This is a genomic window from Luteibacter sp. UNCMF331Sha3.1 (assembly GCF_900109915.1).
In the GTDB taxonomy this organism is placed as follows: Bacteria; Pseudomonadota; Gammaproteobacteria; order Xanthomonadales; family Rhodanobacteraceae; genus Luteibacter.
The window spans coordinates 14,024-29,369 of the sequence record NZ_FOBU01000003.1; the positions used below are offsets into that span (position 1 = coordinate 14,024).

12 protein-coding genes are annotated in these 15,346 nt (G+C 68.1%); 10 read left to right on the forward strand and 2 right to left on the reverse strand.

The genetic code is table 11. From position 1 onward, the window contains the following. Window positions 1-27 precede the first annotated feature (27 nt). Window positions 28-681 (reverse strand): response regulator transcription factor, encoded by a 654-nt coding sequence (locus BMX32_RS15685; RefSeq protein WP_089980446.1) that lies wholly within the window; start codon window positions 679-681, stop codon window positions 28-30. A 183-nt stretch (window positions 682-864) separates the two neighbouring features. Between BMX32_RS15685 and BMX32_RS15690 the strand changes: the two genes are divergently transcribed. The 5 genes from BMX32_RS15690 (at window position 865) to BMX32_RS15710 (ending at window position 6,818) form a co-directional block, all read left to right on the forward strand. Continuing rightward, a complete protein-coding gene (locus BMX32_RS15690) occupies window positions 865-2,616 on the forward strand; it encodes a 3-hydroxybutyrate oligomer hydrolase family protein (RefSeq protein WP_089980910.1) in 1,752 nt (583 codons plus the stop codon). A gap of 124 nt (window positions 2,617-2,740) precedes the next feature. After that, a complete protein-coding gene (locus tag BMX32_RS15695) occupies window positions 2,741-3,247 on the forward strand; it encodes a peptidylprolyl isomerase (RefSeq protein ID WP_089980449.1) in 507 nt (168 codons plus the stop codon). 244 nt (window positions 3,248-3,491) lie between these two features. Then, entirely contained in the window at window positions 3,492-4,691 is a 1,200-nt protein-coding gene (locus BMX32_RS15700) for an aminotransferase class I/II-fold pyridoxal phosphate-dependent enzyme (protein WP_089980913.1), read from the forward strand. A gap of 38 nt (window positions 4,692-4,729) precedes the next feature. Continuing rightward, window positions 4,730-5,713, forward strand: coding sequence for a malate dehydrogenase (locus BMX32_RS15705; protein ID WP_089980452.1), 984 nt, complete (start codon window positions 4,730-4,732; stop codon window positions 5,711-5,713). 157 nt (window positions 5,714-5,870) lie between these two features. Beyond that, window positions 5,871-6,818 (forward strand): cation diffusion facilitator family transporter, encoded by a 948-nt coding sequence (locus tag BMX32_RS15710; protein ID WP_244511579.1) that lies wholly within the window; start codon window positions 5,871-5,873, stop codon window positions 6,816-6,818. A 48-nt stretch (window positions 6,819-6,866) separates the two neighbouring features. Here BMX32_RS15710 and gnd read toward each other — a convergent pair whose 3' ends face one another. Beyond that, window positions 6,867-8,144: a phosphogluconate dehydrogenase (NAD(+)-dependent, decarboxylating) gene (gene gnd, locus BMX32_RS15715; RefSeq protein ID WP_139206760.1), complete on the reverse strand. Its 1,278-nt coding sequence runs from the start codon at window positions 8,142-8,144 to the stop codon at window positions 6,867-6,869. Here gnd and BMX32_RS15720 point away from each other — a divergent pair. From BMX32_RS15720 to BMX32_RS15740, 5 genes are all read left to right on the forward strand, one after another. Next, entirely contained in the window at window positions 8,143-10,071 is a 1,929-nt protein-coding gene (locus BMX32_RS15720) for a M1 family metallopeptidase (RefSeq protein ID WP_089980460.1), read from the forward strand. The genes gnd and BMX32_RS15720 overlap by 2 nt on opposite strands. 12 nt (window positions 10,072-10,083) lie before the next feature. Further along, window positions 10,084-10,731, forward strand: a complete 648-nt coding sequence (locus BMX32_RS15725; RefSeq protein ID WP_089980463.1) for a Pr6Pr family membrane protein — start codon at window positions 10,084-10,086, stop codon at window positions 10,729-10,731. Beyond that, a complete protein-coding gene (locus BMX32_RS15730) occupies window positions 10,728-12,560 on the forward strand; it encodes an ABC transporter ATP-binding protein (protein WP_089980465.1) in 1,833 nt (610 codons plus the stop codon). Before BMX32_RS15725 ends, BMX32_RS15730 begins: the two co-directional genes overlap by 4 nt. A gap of 115 nt (window positions 12,561-12,675) precedes the next feature. Beyond that, window positions 12,676-13,575 carry a DMT family transporter gene (locus BMX32_RS15735; protein ID WP_089980468.1) on the forward strand — a complete coding sequence of 300 codons (900 nt, stop codon included), beginning with the start codon at window positions 12,676-12,678 and terminating at the stop codon, window positions 13,573-13,575. A gap of 67 nt (window positions 13,576-13,642) precedes the next feature. After that, window positions 13,643-15,274 carry a serine hydrolase gene (locus BMX32_RS15740; RefSeq protein WP_089980470.1) on the forward strand — a complete coding sequence of 544 codons (1,632 nt, stop codon included), beginning with the start codon at window positions 13,643-13,645 and terminating at the stop codon, window positions 15,272-15,274. The last annotated feature ends 72 nt before the right edge of the window (window positions 15,275-15,346 follow it).

The following is a 15,346-nucleotide window of genomic DNA, read 5'->3' on the forward strand; positions in this document are numbered from 1 at the left end:
CCGGTCCTGGGACCGGCGGCGCGGGCGTCACGGCCCGGTATCGGCCAGGTCGAGCGAGCGCAGCAGCACGCCCGCCTGCGTGCGGTTCCGCACTTCGAGCTTCTCGAAGATCGCGGTGACGTGCGCCTTCACCGTGCGCTCCTGCACGCCGAGCCGGTCGGCGATCTGCTTGTTGAGCAGCCCCTCGGCCAGCATGGACAGCACGCGGAACTGTTGTTCGGTGAGGCGCGCGAGCCGCGAGGCGAGCGCGGCGTCGCCCGCGTCGACCGACTGGGCCGCGACCGCGCGGGCGAGGTCCGGCGGCAGCCAGTGACCGTCGACCAGCACGGCGCGCACCGCGTCGGCGATGACGGAGGGGTCGGCGCTCTTCGGCAGGAAACCCGCCGCGCCATGGGCGATCACGCGACGCACCACCGATGGCTCGTCGTGCGCCGACACGACCAGCACCGCGACACCGGGGAACTGCCCGCGCAACGCCGCGAGGCCGGAGAGGCCACGGCTTCCGGGCATGCGCAGGTCGAGCAGCACGAGATCGGTGTCGGGCTCCGCGCCCAGCGCGGCGAGCAAGGCGTCGAGGTCGGCGACGTCGCCGACGATCGCGTCGGGAACGGCGGCGACCGCCGCCTGCCTGAGCGCGGCGCGGAACAGGGGATGGTCGTCGGCGACGAGGATGCGATTCATCGTCGCCGACGGTAGCGGCGTAACGCGTCCGCGTCGAGTGCGCATGCCCTTTCGTACGATGGCGATGGCCGGTGTGCTTGCTATCGTGGCCCGATGTCACGCATCTTCCCCCTGGCCGTCATCGCCGCCGCTTCGCTCGGTGTCCTCTCCTGCGCGACGGCGCCCGCCACGAGGAAAGGCTCCATGCCCGTTACCGATCGCTTCGGCGAAGTCCGCGTCACCGAGCATCGCCACGGCGACGACCTGCTGAGCGCGGGGCTCGGCCTTCGCGGTCTCGCCGGCACCTCTTCCGCGTTCGCGAATCCGGCGGCGCCGACACCCGTCGAGCTGCGTCGCCGCGCGATCCAGGCGAGCTGGAAGGGCATCGCCGATCTCGGTCCGCTCGGCGGTTTCGGTACGGTCTATGGACGCGTCCCCGACGTGCCGGGGCGCGAATTCGCGGCGTTCGCGACGCTGCCCGGCGCCACATCGCCCCATCGCGTGATGGTGCAGGTGCCCGACGATTTCGACCGGCACACGCGCTGTCTCGTCGTCACCGCGTCGTCCGGTTCGCGAGGCGTCTACGGGGCCATCGCCCTCGCCGGTGGGTGGGGCCTGCCGCGGGGCTGCGCGGTCGCATATACCGACAAGGGGACGGGGGCGGGGTACTTCGATCCGTCCGATGGCAACGGCGTCGCGCTGGACGGTACGCGTGCCCCGGCGGGAACGGTGCCGCTCGACTTCGAACCGAAAGGCCTCTCGTCCGGCGACGGCATCGCCGTGAAACATGCGCACTCGGGCGACAACCCCGAGGCCGACTGGGGTCGCCATGTGCTGCAGGCGGCGCGCTTCGGCCTCGCGATGCTGGACCGGGCCTTTCCCGACGACGCCCCGTTCACCGCGAAGAACACGCGCATCGTCGCCACGGGACTGTCGAATGGCGGCGGTGCCGTGTTGCGCGCGGCGGGCGACGACGACGAAGGCATCCTCGCCGCCGTCGTGGCACTCGAGCCAAACGTCTACGCGCCGCGCGCGCGTCCCTTCTACGACTACGCGACCGAAGCGGCGCTGTTCCTTCCGTGCGCGCTGGCCGCCCCCGCCTTCGACGGGCTGCCGTTCGCGCGCGTGGCGAATGTCGCGCCACCCGCATGGGCGCTGCGCTGCGCGTCGCTTCGCGCGCACGGCCGGCTCTCGTCGAACACGCTGGCCGGTCAGGCGGACGAGGCGCTCGCGATGCTGCGCGCGTCGGGCTGGGAGGACGACGCACTGAAGGTCGGCGCGTCGTCGACCTCGCTCGACCTCTGGCGCGCCGTCACGGTCGCCTACGCCAGCGCGTATCTGAAGCGACCGGCGAACCACATGCCCTGCGGCTTCTCGTACCGGGCGCAGCATGCGAACGGGCTGGCGGGGCCAGCCGACGCCGCCGTGCGAGCCGCATGGTGGGCGGACGGCTCCGGGGTGCCTCCCGGCGCCGGTGTCGCACTTGCGGGCGGCACGGACCTCTCGCTCGACCCGACGCTGCCGGGCAACCTCTGCCTGCGCGATCTCTGGACGGGCACCGGCGACGAGGCGCGGGCGCTGCACGAAGGCGTCGACGCCACGATGGCCGCGCTGCCGCGTGCCGGCCTGCCCGTGTTCGTCGTGCACGGGGCGCAGGATGGCCTCATCCCCGTGGCCTTCAGTTCCGCCCCTTACGTTAGCTGGCTGCGCGCATCGGGCCGGTCGCCGGTGTTCTGGAAGGTGCCTTATGCGCAGCACTTCGACGCTTTCCTCGCGTTTCCGGATTTCGGCGACCGTCATGCGCCCTTGCTGCCATTCGGCTACGCGGCGCTGGACCGGACGTGGGCGCACCTGACCGAGGGCAGGGCGCTGCCGGAAGACGCCGCGGTGCGCGATGCCCGCCCGCGCGGCGCGGGGCCGGTCACGGCGACGGGCCTCGGGTTGCCCGGGAACTGAACTTCGTCACGACTTCTTGCTTGAACTCTTGGGGTCGGGGCGCCATCTTCGGTAGCCTTGCAACCCCCCGGATCCGGCCGCAGCCGGCGATCGGACCGGTTTTCAACGAGTTACAGGAATCGCGATGACCATCAACGTCACCATGAAGACGAACAAGGGCGACATTCACCTGCGCCTGCACGACGACAAGACCCCGATGACGGTGGCCAACTTCGTCAATCTGGCCAAGCATGGCTACTACAACGGCCTGTCGTTCCATCGCGTCATCGCCGACTTCATGGTCCAGGGCGGTTGCCCCGAGGGTTCGGGTCGCGGCGGCCCGGGCTACCGCTTCGGCGACGAGTTCGATGCGAGCCTGAAGCACGACAAGCCGGGCATCCTCTCCATGGCCAACGCCGGCCCGGGCACGAACGGCTCGCAGTTCTTCATCACCCACGGCCCGACGCCGTGGCTCGACGGCAAGCACAGCGTGTTCGGCGAGATCGTGAGCGCCGAGGACCAGAAGGTCGTCGACGCCATCCGCCAGGACGACACCATCGAGAAGGTGGAGGTCTCCGGCGACGTGGACGCCCTGCTCGAGAAACAGGCCGCGAAGGTCAAGGAATGGAACACGGTGCTGGCCGCTCGCTGAGCTTCCCCGCCATCGGTCCGATGAAAGCGCCGCCTTCATGGCGGCGTTTTCGTATCCGGGAATCGCCAGCAGGCTGGCTTCCACCGAACCGTCGGGTGGCGGGGATGGCCGATCGGTCGTCTTTTACCCGGCTGGCGGGCCCCGGGTGGGAGCCAGCCTGCTGGCGATCCGCGCGGCAGCGCGGCCAGACGTGCGACCGCGTGTTAAAATGGCGGCCTTTGCCCCGCCCGAAGTCGAGGAAACGATGCCGCAGCTCGCCAAGCGTATCGGTCGCGCCAAGCCCAGCGCGATCATGGTCATTGCCGAGAAGGCCAAACGCCTGAAGGCCGAGGGACGCGACATCGTCAGTTTCTCGATCGGCGTGCCCAATTTCCTCCCCGGCGAGCACGTGTACGCCGCCGCCCGCGAGGCGCTGGCGAAGGACTCCGGCCAGTACGGCAGCAATCGCGGCCCCGACGCGCTGGTCGACGCGTTCCTCGCGCACATCGGCGCGCTCGGCCTCATCGGTTACACCCGCGCGAACGTGAGCACCGGCGTGGGCGCCAAGCAGATTCTCTACAACCTCGCCGAAGCGCTGCTCGACGAAGGCGACGAAATCGCGTTTCCGGCGCCGTACTGGACCAGCTACCTCGACATCGCCGAGATCGTCGGCGCGACGATCAACATCCTGCCGTGCCCGCCCGAGCAGCATTACAAGCTCACGCCGGCGCAGCTGGACGAGGCCCTGCAGCGCAAGCCGCGCGTGTTCCTCTTCAACAACCCGTCCAACCCCACCGGCATGGTCTACACGCGCGACGAAATCGCCGCGCTCGCCGACGTGATCGCGAAGTACCCCGACACGTGGATCATCACCGACGACATCTACAACACGATGGTCTTCGACGGCGTCGGCTACCACAACTTCGTGCACGTGCGGCCGGAGCTGAAGGACCGCGTGATCTTCGTCGATTCGCTGTCCAAGACCTACGGCATGCCGGGCTGGCGCGTGGGCTTCATCGCCGCGCCCGAGGCCGTCGCGCTCGCGGTCACCACGCTCAACTCGAATCACATCACGAGCCTGCCGGAAGTCGTGACGGCCGCCGCGGTCGCCGCGCTCGCCGGCCCGCAGGACATCCCCGCGGCGAAGTGCGTCGAGTTCGCCGCCAAGCGCGACCGCGTGTACGACGCGCTCGTGTCGATCCCGGGCGTGGTGTGCCCGCGTCCGCAGGGTGCGTTCTACGCGTTCCCCGACATCTCCGTGGCCTTCGGCAAGAAGCACGGCGATGTCGCGATCGAAACCGATGTCGATTTCTGCGCCGCGCTGCTCGACGCCAAGGGCGTCGCCTGCGTGCCGGGCTCGGCCTTCGGCGAGCCGCGCGCGCTGCGCATTTCCTATTCCTGCCCCGACGAGGCGCTCGACAAGGGCATGGCCCGTATCGTCGAGTTCTTCGCCGAGCTCACCTGATCGTCAGTCCCCAAGCGATATTCCAAAGGAGTCGAAAGATGAAAGCACCCGTTCGCGTTGCCGTCACCGGCGCAGCCGGCCAGATCGGCTATGCCCTCCTGTTCCGTATCGCCGCCGGCGACATGCTTGGCCCGGACCAGCCCGTGATCCTGCACCTGCTCGAGATCACCCCGGCGCTGCCCGCGCTGCAGGGCGTGGTGATGGAGCTCAACGACTGCGCGTTCCCGACCCTCGCGGGCGTGGTCGCGACGGACGACGTGAACGTCGCCTTCAAGGACGTCGACTACGCGCTGCTCGTCGGTGCGCGTCCGCGCGGCCCGGGCATGGAGCGCAAGGACCTGCTCGAAGCCAACGGCGCGATCTTCGGTCCGCAGGGCAAGGCCCTCAACGACCACGCCAAGCGCGACGTCCGCGTCCTGGTCGTCGGTAACCCGGCCAACACCAACGCGCTCATCGCACAGCAGAACGCGCCGGACCTCGATCCGAAGTGCTTCACCGCGATGGTCCGCCTCGACCACAACCGCGCGCTGTCGCAGCTGGCCGAGAAGACCGGCTCGCACTCGACCGACATCCGGAAGCTCACGATCTGGGGCAACCACAGCTCCACGCAGTACCCGGATCTCCACGAGACCACCGTCAAGGGCAAGGCCGCGCTCGATCAGGTCGACCAGGCCTGGTACGAGAGCGACTTCATCCCGACCGTGCAGCAGCGCGGCGCCGCCATCATCAAGGCGCGCGGCGCATCGTCGGCCGCGTCGGCCGCGTCGGCCGCCATCGACCACATGCGCGACTGGACGCTGGGCACCGCGGAAGGCGACTGGGTGTCGATGGCCATCCCGTCCGACGGTTCGTACGGCATCGAGCCGGGCGTGATCTTCGGCTACCCGGTGACGGTGAAGGACGGCAAGTACGCGATCGTGCAGGGCCTGGCGATCAATGCGTTCTCGCAGGCGCGCATCGACGCGACCAACAAGGAGCTGCGCGAAGAGCGCGCCGGCGTCGAGCACCTGTTCGCGAAGTAATTCGCGACGCCGCGAGGCAAACAAAAAGGCCGCGCCGCAAGGCGCGGCCTTTTTGTTTGCCAGGTGGGAGCCAGCCTGCTGGCGATGGGGGCTTGCGGCGAGCACCCATCGCCAGCAGGCTGGCTCCCACCCGATTCTCATGCGATACGATGCCCTCATGGCCCATAGTTCGAAACTCGTCGTCTACGTGGCCCTCGCGGCCAATATCGGCATCGCGGTGGCGAAGTTCATCGCCGCCGCCATCAGCGGCAGTTCGAGCATGCTTTCGGAGGGCGTGCACTCGCTCGTCGACAGCGTCAACGAAGTGCTGTTGCTCTACGGCCTGCGGCGTTCGCAGCAGCGACCCACCCGGCAGCACCCGCTCGGCTTCGGGCGCGAGCTGTATTTCTGGAGTTTCATCGTGGCGCTGCTCGTGCTGGCGCTGGGTGCGGGCTTTTCGCTGTACGAGGGCGTCAACCACATCCTCGCGCCGGAGCCGTTGCGCGATCCCACGGTGAACTACATCGTGCTCGCGGTCGGCGCGCTGTTCGAAGGCTCGTCGTGGTGGCTGTCGCTGAAGAGCGTCCAGCGCAAGAAGGGCAAGCTCGGCTACTTCGAGGCGTTCCGCAACACGAAGGACCCGACGACGTTCTCCGTACTGTTCGAAGACAGCGCGGCTCTGCTGGGCCTGGCCATCGCGGGGCTCGGCGTTTACCTGTCGCACGCCCTGGACGATCCGCGCATCGATGGCTGGGCGTCGATCGGCATCGCGGTGGTGCTCGCGACGGCGTCCGCGCTGCTGGCGCGGGAGAGCAAGGCGTTGCTGATCGGCGAACCCGCCCAGCCCAACCTGCTGGCGAAGGTCTGCGGCATCGCGGGCCAGGTCGACGGCGTGGAGGCCGTCAATGGCGTGCTGACCGTACAGGTCGGGCCCGACCACGTGCTGGTCGCCCTGTCGGCGGCGTTCGAAGATCACCTGACGACGGTCGAGATCGAAGAGCGCGTCCGGATCATCGAGGCGCGCACGAAGGAGGCGAACCTGCCCATCGTCGCGCTGTTCATCAAGCCGCAGACGCCGGAAGGATGGCGCCAGCGTTTGCGGGAGCTGGACGAGCCGTCGACGTAAGCGTTGTGGTGGGAGCCAGCAGGCTGGCTCCCATCCTGAAAAGCCGGCTTACGAGTGCTCGCCTTCCTTCGGCGGCTTGCCACGACCCTCGATGTGACCACCGAAGCCCATGCGCATCGCGGAGAGCAGGCGCTCGGCGTAGGTGTGGTCCTGGCGGGAGCGGAAGCGGGCGAACAGGGCGGAGGTGAGGACCTCGGCCGGCACGGCCTGCTCGATCGCAGCGTTGACCGTCCAGCGGCCTTCGCCCGAGTCGTCGACGTAGCCGGAGTAGTTGTCCAGCTCCGGACCCTTCGCCAGCGCGCTCGCCGTGAGGTCGAGCAGCCACGAGGAGACCACGCTGCCGCGACGCCAGACTTCGGCGATGTCGGCCACGTCGAGGTCGTAACGTTCGCGCGCCGGGAGGTGCGCCGCGTTACGGTTCTTCAGGATGTCGAAGCCTTCGGCGAAGGCCTGCATCATCCCGTACTCGATGCCGTTGTGGATCATCTTCACGAAGTGACCCGCGCCGGCCGGGCCGGCGTGCATGTAACCGTTCTCGACGCGCGGGTCGCGGCCTTCGCGGTCCTCGGTGCGCGGAATGTCGCCGGCGCCGGGGGCGAGCGTCCTGAAGATCGGGTCGAGGTGATCGACCGTCGGCTTGTCGCCGCCGATCATCATGCAGTAGCCGCGGTCGAGGCCCCACACGCCGCCGGACGTGCCGACGTCGACGTAATGGATGCCCTTGGCCGCCAGCTCTTCGGCGCGGCGGGCATCGTCCTTATAGAACGTGTTACCGCCGTCGATGACGATGTCGTCCTTGCCGAGCATGCCCGACAGGGTCTGGATGGTGTTCTCGGTGATCTCGCCGGCGGGCAGCATCACCCACACGACCTTCGGCGACGGCAGCGCCTGGACCAGCGCCTGCAGGGAGTCGACGGCCTCGCCGCCGTCCTTCGCCAGATTGGCGCGCGCGTCGGCGTTGTTGTCGTAGACCACGGTCTGGTGGCCGTCCCTCATCAGGCGGCGGGCGATATTGCCGCCCATGCGGCCCAGTCCGATCAAACCGATTTTCATGCGTGGGATCCTCGATGTGTGCAACGTGGGGAATATGCGGATACCCGGTGCGGATGCAAGGTATACATAGGGATGGCTGCCCCGACGGCAGGCGTGGGATGAGGCCTGCCGGTCGTCGTTACCGGCGGGTTCTACCTGCTTAATAGTGCGTCCTGGGGCCGACGAAGTCGACCTCCCTCGTGCGGCCGCCCCATGTCGCCTGACTTCCGGCAGGCTGGAGCGGTGCCGCGCGGCGCGCGTATCCTCCGGGGTCGTCCATCGAGTACGCCCCATGACCAAGAACGTCGTCCGCCTGTCGCTCGCCGCCGTCGCCTTCGCCGGCACGCTCGCTGCCACGGCGGCCACTTACGATCCGCGCGAGACCTTCGCGCCCTTCGTGTATCCGCAGGCGGTCAACGCCTACCGATCGGGCAGTGGCATGCCCGGGCCACTGTTCTGGCAGAACCGCGCGGACTACGACCTCGCCGCGACGCTCGATCCGGTGAAGAACACGATGACCGGCAAGGCGACGATCCACTACACCAACAACAGCCCCGACGCGCTCGACGTGCTGTGGCTGCAGCTCGACGAGAACCGCTTCACGGCCGATGCGCGCGGCAACTTCACGAGCGGCAAGGCGGAGAAGCGGCACACGGACGGCTTCCGCATCGCGTCCGTCACGGTCGGGCAGGGCGGCAAGGCGGCCACGTTCGTGGTCGCCGACACGCGGATGCAGGTGCGCCTGCCCGAACCGGTCGCGGCACGCGGCGGCAAGGTCAGCGTCACGATCGCGTACGCCTACGATCTGCCTGGCGACTTCGGTGGCCGCACCGGCTTCGCTCCCTCGAAGAACGGCACCATCTACGAGATGGCGCAGTGGTATCCGCGCATGTGTGTCTACGACGACCAGCGCGGATGGGACACGGCGCCGTACCTCAACAGCGAGTTCTATCTCGAGTACGGCGATTTCGACTACGCCATCACGCTTCCCTCGGACATGATCGTGGCCGGGTCGGGTGAGCTCGTGAATCCGGACGACGTGCTCACCGCCACGCAGCGCGAGCGCCTCGCGAAGGCGCGCGAGAGCGACGCGACGGTGATGATCCGCACGCCGCAGGAAGTGACCGACCCGGCGAGCCGACCGAAGCAGGGCGGTACGCTCACGTGGAAGTTCCGCATGAAGAACACCCGCGACGTCGCCTTCGGCGCATCGAAGGCGTACGTGTGGGACGCGGCGCGCATCAACCTGCCGGAGGGCCGCAAGGCGCTGGCGATGTCGGTGTATCCGGTGGAAAGCGTCGGCGAGAAGAGCTGGGGCCGTTCGACGGAATACCTCAAGGCGTCGGTCGAGCACTTCTCGACCAAGTGGTACCCGTATCCGTACCCCGTCGCGATCAACGAGGCGGGTTCCGCCGCGAGCGGCATGGAGTATCCGGGCATCGTGTTCGATCCGATGAAGGCGCCTGCGAAGGCGCTGCACATGGTCACCGCCCACGAGATCGGCCACACGTGGTTCCCGATGATCGTGGGCAGCGACGAGCGCCGGAACGCGTGGATGGACGAAGGGTTCAACACCTTCATCGACGTGTACGAAGCGGACGCCTTCAACCATGGCGAGTTCGCGCCGAAGCGCGACGGCGAATACGCGCCGAAGGGCGGCAACCCGGTGGACGAGATCCTGCCGCTGCTCGCCGATCCCGATGCGCCGCCCCTGCTGATCGGCGCCGATATGGTCAAGGAGAAATACCGGCATCCCGCGACCTACTTCAAGGCCGCCCTCGGCCTGGTGCTGTTGCGCGAGGAGATTGTCGGGCCGGAGCGCTTCGATCCCGCGTTCCGCAAGTACATCGCCACGTGGGCATTCCGTCACCCGACGCCTTCGGACTTCTTCCGTCTGATGGAAAGCGAAGCGGGCGAGGACCTGTCGTGGTTCTGGCGCGGCTGGTTCGCCAACAACTGGCAGCTCGACATGGCCGTGACGGCAGTCGACGGCGACACCGTGACGGTGGAGAATCGGGACCGGCTGGTCATGCCGGCGACGCTGCGCGTGACCTTCGACGACGGGTCGACCCGCGACATCCGGGTACCCGTGGAGACGTGGCAGCAGCACACGAGCTTCGGCGTGACCGTGCCCGGCGGGCGCCGGATCGTCCGTGCCCGGATCGATCCCGATCACCGGATCCCGGACCGGGACCGTACGAACGACACCTGGCCCCACTGAGGACACCGCACCATGTCGCCACGCAGGGAAGCCATATCGAACCTCTTCGCCATCGTCGTCGCGGCGGTGGCGTGGCCGGCGCTCATGCTCCAGTACTGGCTCATGGTGTGGTCCGGGCCCCTGGGCGAGGTGACGCTCCGGTTCTTCAGCTTCTTCACCATCCTTTCCAACGTGATGGTGGGGCTGGTCGCCGCCGCCGCGGCGACCGGCGGTAATCTCGCGCCGCTGCGCTGGCTGCGCGGCCCGCGCATTCGGGGGCTCGCGGCGCTGTGCATCGGCGTGACGTGTTTCATCTATGCGACGATCCTCGCGTCGCAGTGGCATCCGCTCGGCCCGCAGCTGATCGCCGACCGGGCGCTGCACTACGTGGTGCCGGTCCTCTACCTCGTCTGGTGGGTGTCGCTGCTGCCGCACGGCGCGCTGGCGTGGCGCGATGCCTTGCGCTGGCTGGCTTTTCCGCTCGCGTTCATCGTCTGGACCTTCGCGCGCGGTGCCATCGTCGGCGAATACCCGTACCCGTTTCTGGACGTGGGGCGCCTCGGCTATCCCGCGGTGCTGGTGAATTCGTGCATGGTGGCGGGGCTGTTCGTCGTCTTCGGCACGATGCTGGTCGCGGCGGACCGCGCACTCGGGCCGCGCGGGTCTACAATGGGCGAATGATCTTTCGCTGGTTCGAATCCCTGATCGACATCTTTCGCGAGGCGCCGGACCGCGCGCCGCCGAAGGGCGTCGTACGTTTCTACGCCTACTACCTCCGGCAGGTGTGGAAGATCTTCGCCGTGGCCCTGATCGTGGGTCTCGCGGTCGCGTTGATCGAGGTCGCGCTGTTCGACTTCCTGGGACGCGTCGTCGACATGGCGCAGAAGACGCCCGCGGCCGAATTCTTCCAGGTGCACTGGCGCACGCTGCTCTGGATGGCGTTCGTGGTCGTGGTGCTGCGGCCGCTGTCGATCGGCCTGCACGACCTGCTGGTCAACCAGACGCTGAGCCCGGGCATGACCACGATGGTGCGCTGGCAGCATCATCGCTACGTGCTCAAACAGAGCCTGTCGTTCTTCCAGAACGATTTCGCCGGCCGCATCGCCAACCGCATCATGCAGACCGCACCCGCGCTCCGCCAGTCCGCGGTGCAGGTGGTCGACGCGATGTGGTACGTGTCCGTCTACGCGGGGACGTCGATCTACCTGTTCGCCAGGGCCGACCTGCGCCTCGCGCTGCCGCTCGTGCTGTGGATCGTCGGCTATGTCGGCATGCTGGTGTTCTTCGTGCCGCGCGTGAAGGCGCGTTCGTGGAAGTCGTCGGAGGCGCGCTCGAAGCTCATGGGCCGCATCGTGGACGGCTACAGCAACGTGATGACGCTGAAGCTCTTCGCGCATACGCATCGCGAAGAGGCCTATGCGAAGGAAGCGATGCAGGACCAGACCGACAAGGCGCGCGCGTCGAGCCGCATGATCACGGGCATGGACGTCTCGATCACGTCCCTCAACGGCCTGCTGATCGCGGGCACCAGCGCGCTCGCCCTCTGGCTCTGGGCGCACGGCAACGTATCCACCGGACAGGTCGCGCTCGCCGTCGGCCTCGTCATCCGCATCAACAACATGTCCGGCTGGATCATGTGGGTGGTCAACGGCATCTTCGAAGACGTCGGCACCGTGCAGGATGGCATCACCACGCTCTCGCAGGAGCGTACCGTGGTCGACCGCGACGATGCGCTGCCGCTGCGCGTCACGCGCGGCGAAGTGCGCTTCGAGAACATCCACTTCCACTACGGAAAGGCGGGTGGCGTCATCGGCGGGCTCGACCTCCTGGTGCGGCCAGGCGAAAAGATCGGACTGGTCGGCCCGTCGGGTGCGGGCAAGTCGACGCTGGTCAACGTGATGCTGCGTCTGTACGACCTCGAAGAAGGTCGCATCGCCATCGATGGACAGGACATCGCGAAGGTCACGCAGGAATCGCTGCGCTCCAGCATCGGCGTGGTGACCCAGGACACGTCGTTGCTGCACCGGTCCATTCGCGACAATCTCCTCTACGGGCGACCGGATGCGACGGAGGCCGAGATGCTCGCCGCGACGCGGCAGGCGCGCGCCGACGAATTCATTCCCGGACTCTCGGACGGCGAGGGCCGCACGGGTCTCGACGCGCACGCCGGCGAACGCGGCGTCAAGCTGTCCGGCGGCCAGCGGCAGCGCATCGCCATCGCGCGCGTCCTGCTGAAGGACGCGCCGATCCTTGTCCTCGACGAGGCGACCTCGGCGCTCGATTCGGAGGTCGAGGCCGCGATCCAGGAAAGCCTGGAGGTCCTGATGCGCGGCAAGACCGTGATCGCCATCGCGCACCGCCTGTCGACCATCGCGAAGATGGACCGGCTGGTGGTGATGGAGCATGGCGCGATCGTCGAAACCGGTACCCATTCGGAACTGATCGCCCACGGCGGGCTCTACGCGAGGCTCTGGGCCCATCAGACGGGTGGGTTTGTAGGCGTCGAGTAGCGTCGCGCCGGGCGACGGCCAGTGATGAACGCCGCGAGAGGCTGCCTTGCAAACGCCGCGCTTGTGCGCGGCGCGGTTCCGGCGACAATGGCGGCCTGACTTTCCCGAGGTTCGCATGACGTCCGCCGCAGAAACACCGCTCGATCCCGTCGCCGCTCCCGCCGCGCGCGACTGGCGGACCACACTGGAGTTGATCGCCCTTGGCGCCATCTGGGGCGGGTCGTTCCTCTTCATGCGCGTGGCGGCGAAGGATTTCGGCCCGTTCCCGATGGTGGCCACGCGCCTCGCGTTCGGATCGGTGATCCTGCTTCCGCTGTTATGGCGGGCCCGGTCGACCCTGCGCATCGGTCATCTGTGGAAGATGCTGGGCCTCGGCGCGCTCAGCGCGGCGATCCCGTTCACGCTGTTCGCCTGGGGTGCCGAGCGCGCGCCCGCCGGCATCGGCGCCATCGCCAATAGCATGACGGTGCTGTTCGCCGCGCTCGTGGCGTTCGCCGCGTTCGGCGAGAAGATCGGTGCGCGCAAGGCGATCGCGCTGGTGGCGGGCTTCATCGGCGTGGTCATCCTCGCCAGCGGCCGCACCGCGGGCGAGAACGTGGCGCCGGCGGCGCTGGCCGGCGCGGCCGCATCGTTCTGCTACGGGCTGGCGGGCAACCTGATCAAACGCTTCCTGTCGGACATCGCACCCACCGCCGTGGCCGCCGGGTGCCTCCTGGGTGCCACCCTCCTCACGGCGCCGCTGGCCGTTCTCACGTGGCCCGACGCGCCCATCCCCGGAAAGTCGTGGGTCGCCGTGATCGCGCTGGGCGTGCTCTCTACCGGCCTCGCGTATGCCTTCTACTTCCGCCTGATCCAGCGCATCGGTGCGCCGCGCGCGGCGACGGCCACCTATCTCGTGCCGCTGTTCGGCGTGGCCTGGGCGTGGATGTTCCTCGGCGAGGCGCTGACGCCGACCATGGCCGTGGCGGGCGTGATCATCCTCGGCAGCGTGATTTTCAGCCAGAAGCGGGCCTGACGGCCCTTCCAGACGGGGGCGCCGCGCTGGCATAGTCCTGAGCTTCCATCTGCCGCCGGGACTTTCCATGCCGCGTCTTCGCCACCTTCTCGCCTTCGGCGTCACTTCGTTCGTGGTCGCGCTCGGGGCGCAGGCCCAGGACGCGGCACCCGCCAGCGCCTCCTCGACCCGCGCGTCCGCACGACCCGCGGCACTCGCCGACTTCGACGCGTACGTCGACGCGACGCGCAAGCAGTTCGATGTGCCCGGTATCGCGGTGGCCATCGTGAAGGATGGCGGTACGGTGCTGGAGATGGGTTCCGGCGTGCGCAAGCTCGGCGAGGCCGCGAAGGTCGACGCGCACACGCAGTTCGCCATCGCATCGAACACCAAGGCGTTCACTGCCGCGTCGCTCGCGATCCTCGCCGACGAGAAGAAGCTCGACATGAACGATCGGGTGATCGATCGGCTGCCGTGGTTCCAGATGTCCGATCCCTACGTGACCCGCGAGATGCGCGTACGCGACCTGCTCGCGCACCGCAGCGGCCTGAGTCTCGGCGCTGGCGACCTGCTGTACTGGCCGGCCACCTCGTACACCACCAAGGAAGTGGTCGAGCGCCTGCGTTACGTGCCGCTGACGAGCAGCTTCCGCGCCGAGTACGCGTACGACAACATCCTGTTCGCCGTGGCCGGACTCGTAGTGGAGCAGGTGTCCGGCAAGCCGTGGGCGGACTTCGTGCGCGAGCGCATCTTCCAGCCGCTGGGCATGACGGAATCGCAGACCAGTGCGCCGACGAGCATTGGTACGGGCGACGACATCGCGACCGGGCACGCGAAGTTCGACTTCAAGGACCTGAAGCCGGTCGGACCGATGTCGTGGAGCAACAATCCGTCGGCAGGCGGCATCTACTCGAGCGTGCACGACCTCTCGAAGTGGATGAACATGCAGCTCGCCGGCGGCGCCTACACCGATGCGAGCGGCAAGTCGCAACGCCTCTTCAGCGAAAAGCGCCAGGCGGAGATGTGGTCGCTGATCACCCCGATCCGCATTCCCGAGCCGAGCGTGCCCGAACTCGCGTCGGCGAAGCCTAACTTCTCTGGCTACGGCGAAGGCTGGTTCGTGTCCGACTACCGCGGCCACAAGCTCGTCTGGCACACGGGTGGGTGGCCCGGCATGGTGTCGCGGCTGACGCTCGTCCCCGACCTCAAGCTCGGCGTGGTCGTGCTGACCAATCAGGAATCCGGGGCCGCCTTCCAGGCGGTGACGATGCGTGCCCTCGACGCGTACATGGATGCGCCGAAGAAGGACTGGAACGCCGCCTACGCCGCCAGCGTGAAGAAGATGGAGGGCAACGCGGACGACAGCATGAAGAAGCACGAGGCCGCCCGCGCGAAGGGCGCCAAGCCCTCGTTGCCGCTCGACGGCTATGTCGGCACGTATCGCGATCCGTGGTACGGCGACGTCAGGGTCGCGAAGCAGGGCGGCAGGCTCGTCATGACGTTCAGGAAGACGGCGCAGCTCACCGGCACGCTCGAGCCCTGGCAGCACGACACCTTCATCGCGCACTGGACCGACCGCTCGCTCAATGGGGATGCGTTCGTCAACTTCGCGCTCGACCCGGACGGCAAGGTACGCGAAGTCCGGATGGAGCCGGTGTCGCCGCTGACGGACTTCAGCTTCGATTTCCAGGATCTGCGTCTGACGCCCGTAGAAAAGTAAGGTAGCGCGGGTGGGAGCCAGCCTGCTGGCGAATGGGTGCTCGAGGCACGCACCCATTCGCCAGCAGGCTGG

Excerpts from the sequence above, each read along its gene's own strand:
- BMX32_RS15730 (WP_089980465.1), top strand. The coding sequence starts at position 10,728 with ATGATCTTTCGCTGGTTCGAATCCCTGATCGACATCTTTCGCGAGGCG.
- BMX32_RS15725 (WP_089980463.1), top strand. The coding sequence starts at position 10,084 with ATGTCGCCACGCAGGGAAGCCATATCGAACCTCTTCGCCATCGTCGTC.
- gnd (WP_139206760.1), bottom strand. The coding sequence starts at position 8,144 with ATGGGGCGTACTCGATGGACGACCCCGGAGGATACGCGCGCCGCGCGG.
- BMX32_RS15720 (WP_089980460.1), top strand. The coding sequence starts at position 8,143 with ATGACCAAGAACGTCGTCCGCCTGTCGCTCGCCGCCGTCGCCTTCGCC.
- BMX32_RS15705 (WP_089980452.1), top strand. The coding sequence starts at position 4,730 with ATGAAAGCACCCGTTCGCGTTGCCGTCACCGGCGCAGCCGGCCAGATC.
- BMX32_RS15695 (WP_089980449.1), top strand. The coding sequence starts at position 2,741 with ATGACCATCAACGTCACCATGAAGACGAACAAGGGCGACATTCACCTG.
- BMX32_RS15735 (WP_089980468.1), top strand. The coding sequence starts at position 12,676 with ATGACGTCCGCCGCAGAAACACCGCTCGATCCCGTCGCCGCTCCCGCC.
- BMX32_RS15685 (WP_089980446.1), bottom strand. The coding sequence starts at position 681 with ATGAATCGCATCCTCGTCGCCGACGACCATCCCCTGTTCCGCGCCGCG.
- BMX32_RS15700 (WP_089980913.1), top strand. The coding sequence starts at position 3,492 with ATGCCGCAGCTCGCCAAGCGTATCGGTCGCGCCAAGCCCAGCGCGATC.
- BMX32_RS15690 (WP_089980910.1), top strand. The coding sequence starts at position 865 with ATGCCCGTTACCGATCGCTTCGGCGAAGTCCGCGTCACCGAGCATCGC.
- BMX32_RS15740 (WP_089980470.1), top strand. The coding sequence starts at position 13,643 with ATGCCGCGTCTTCGCCACCTTCTCGCCTTCGGCGTCACTTCGTTCGTG.
- BMX32_RS15710 (WP_244511579.1), top strand. The coding sequence starts at position 5,871 with ATGGCCCATAGTTCGAAACTCGTCGTCTACGTGGCCCTCGCGGCCAAT.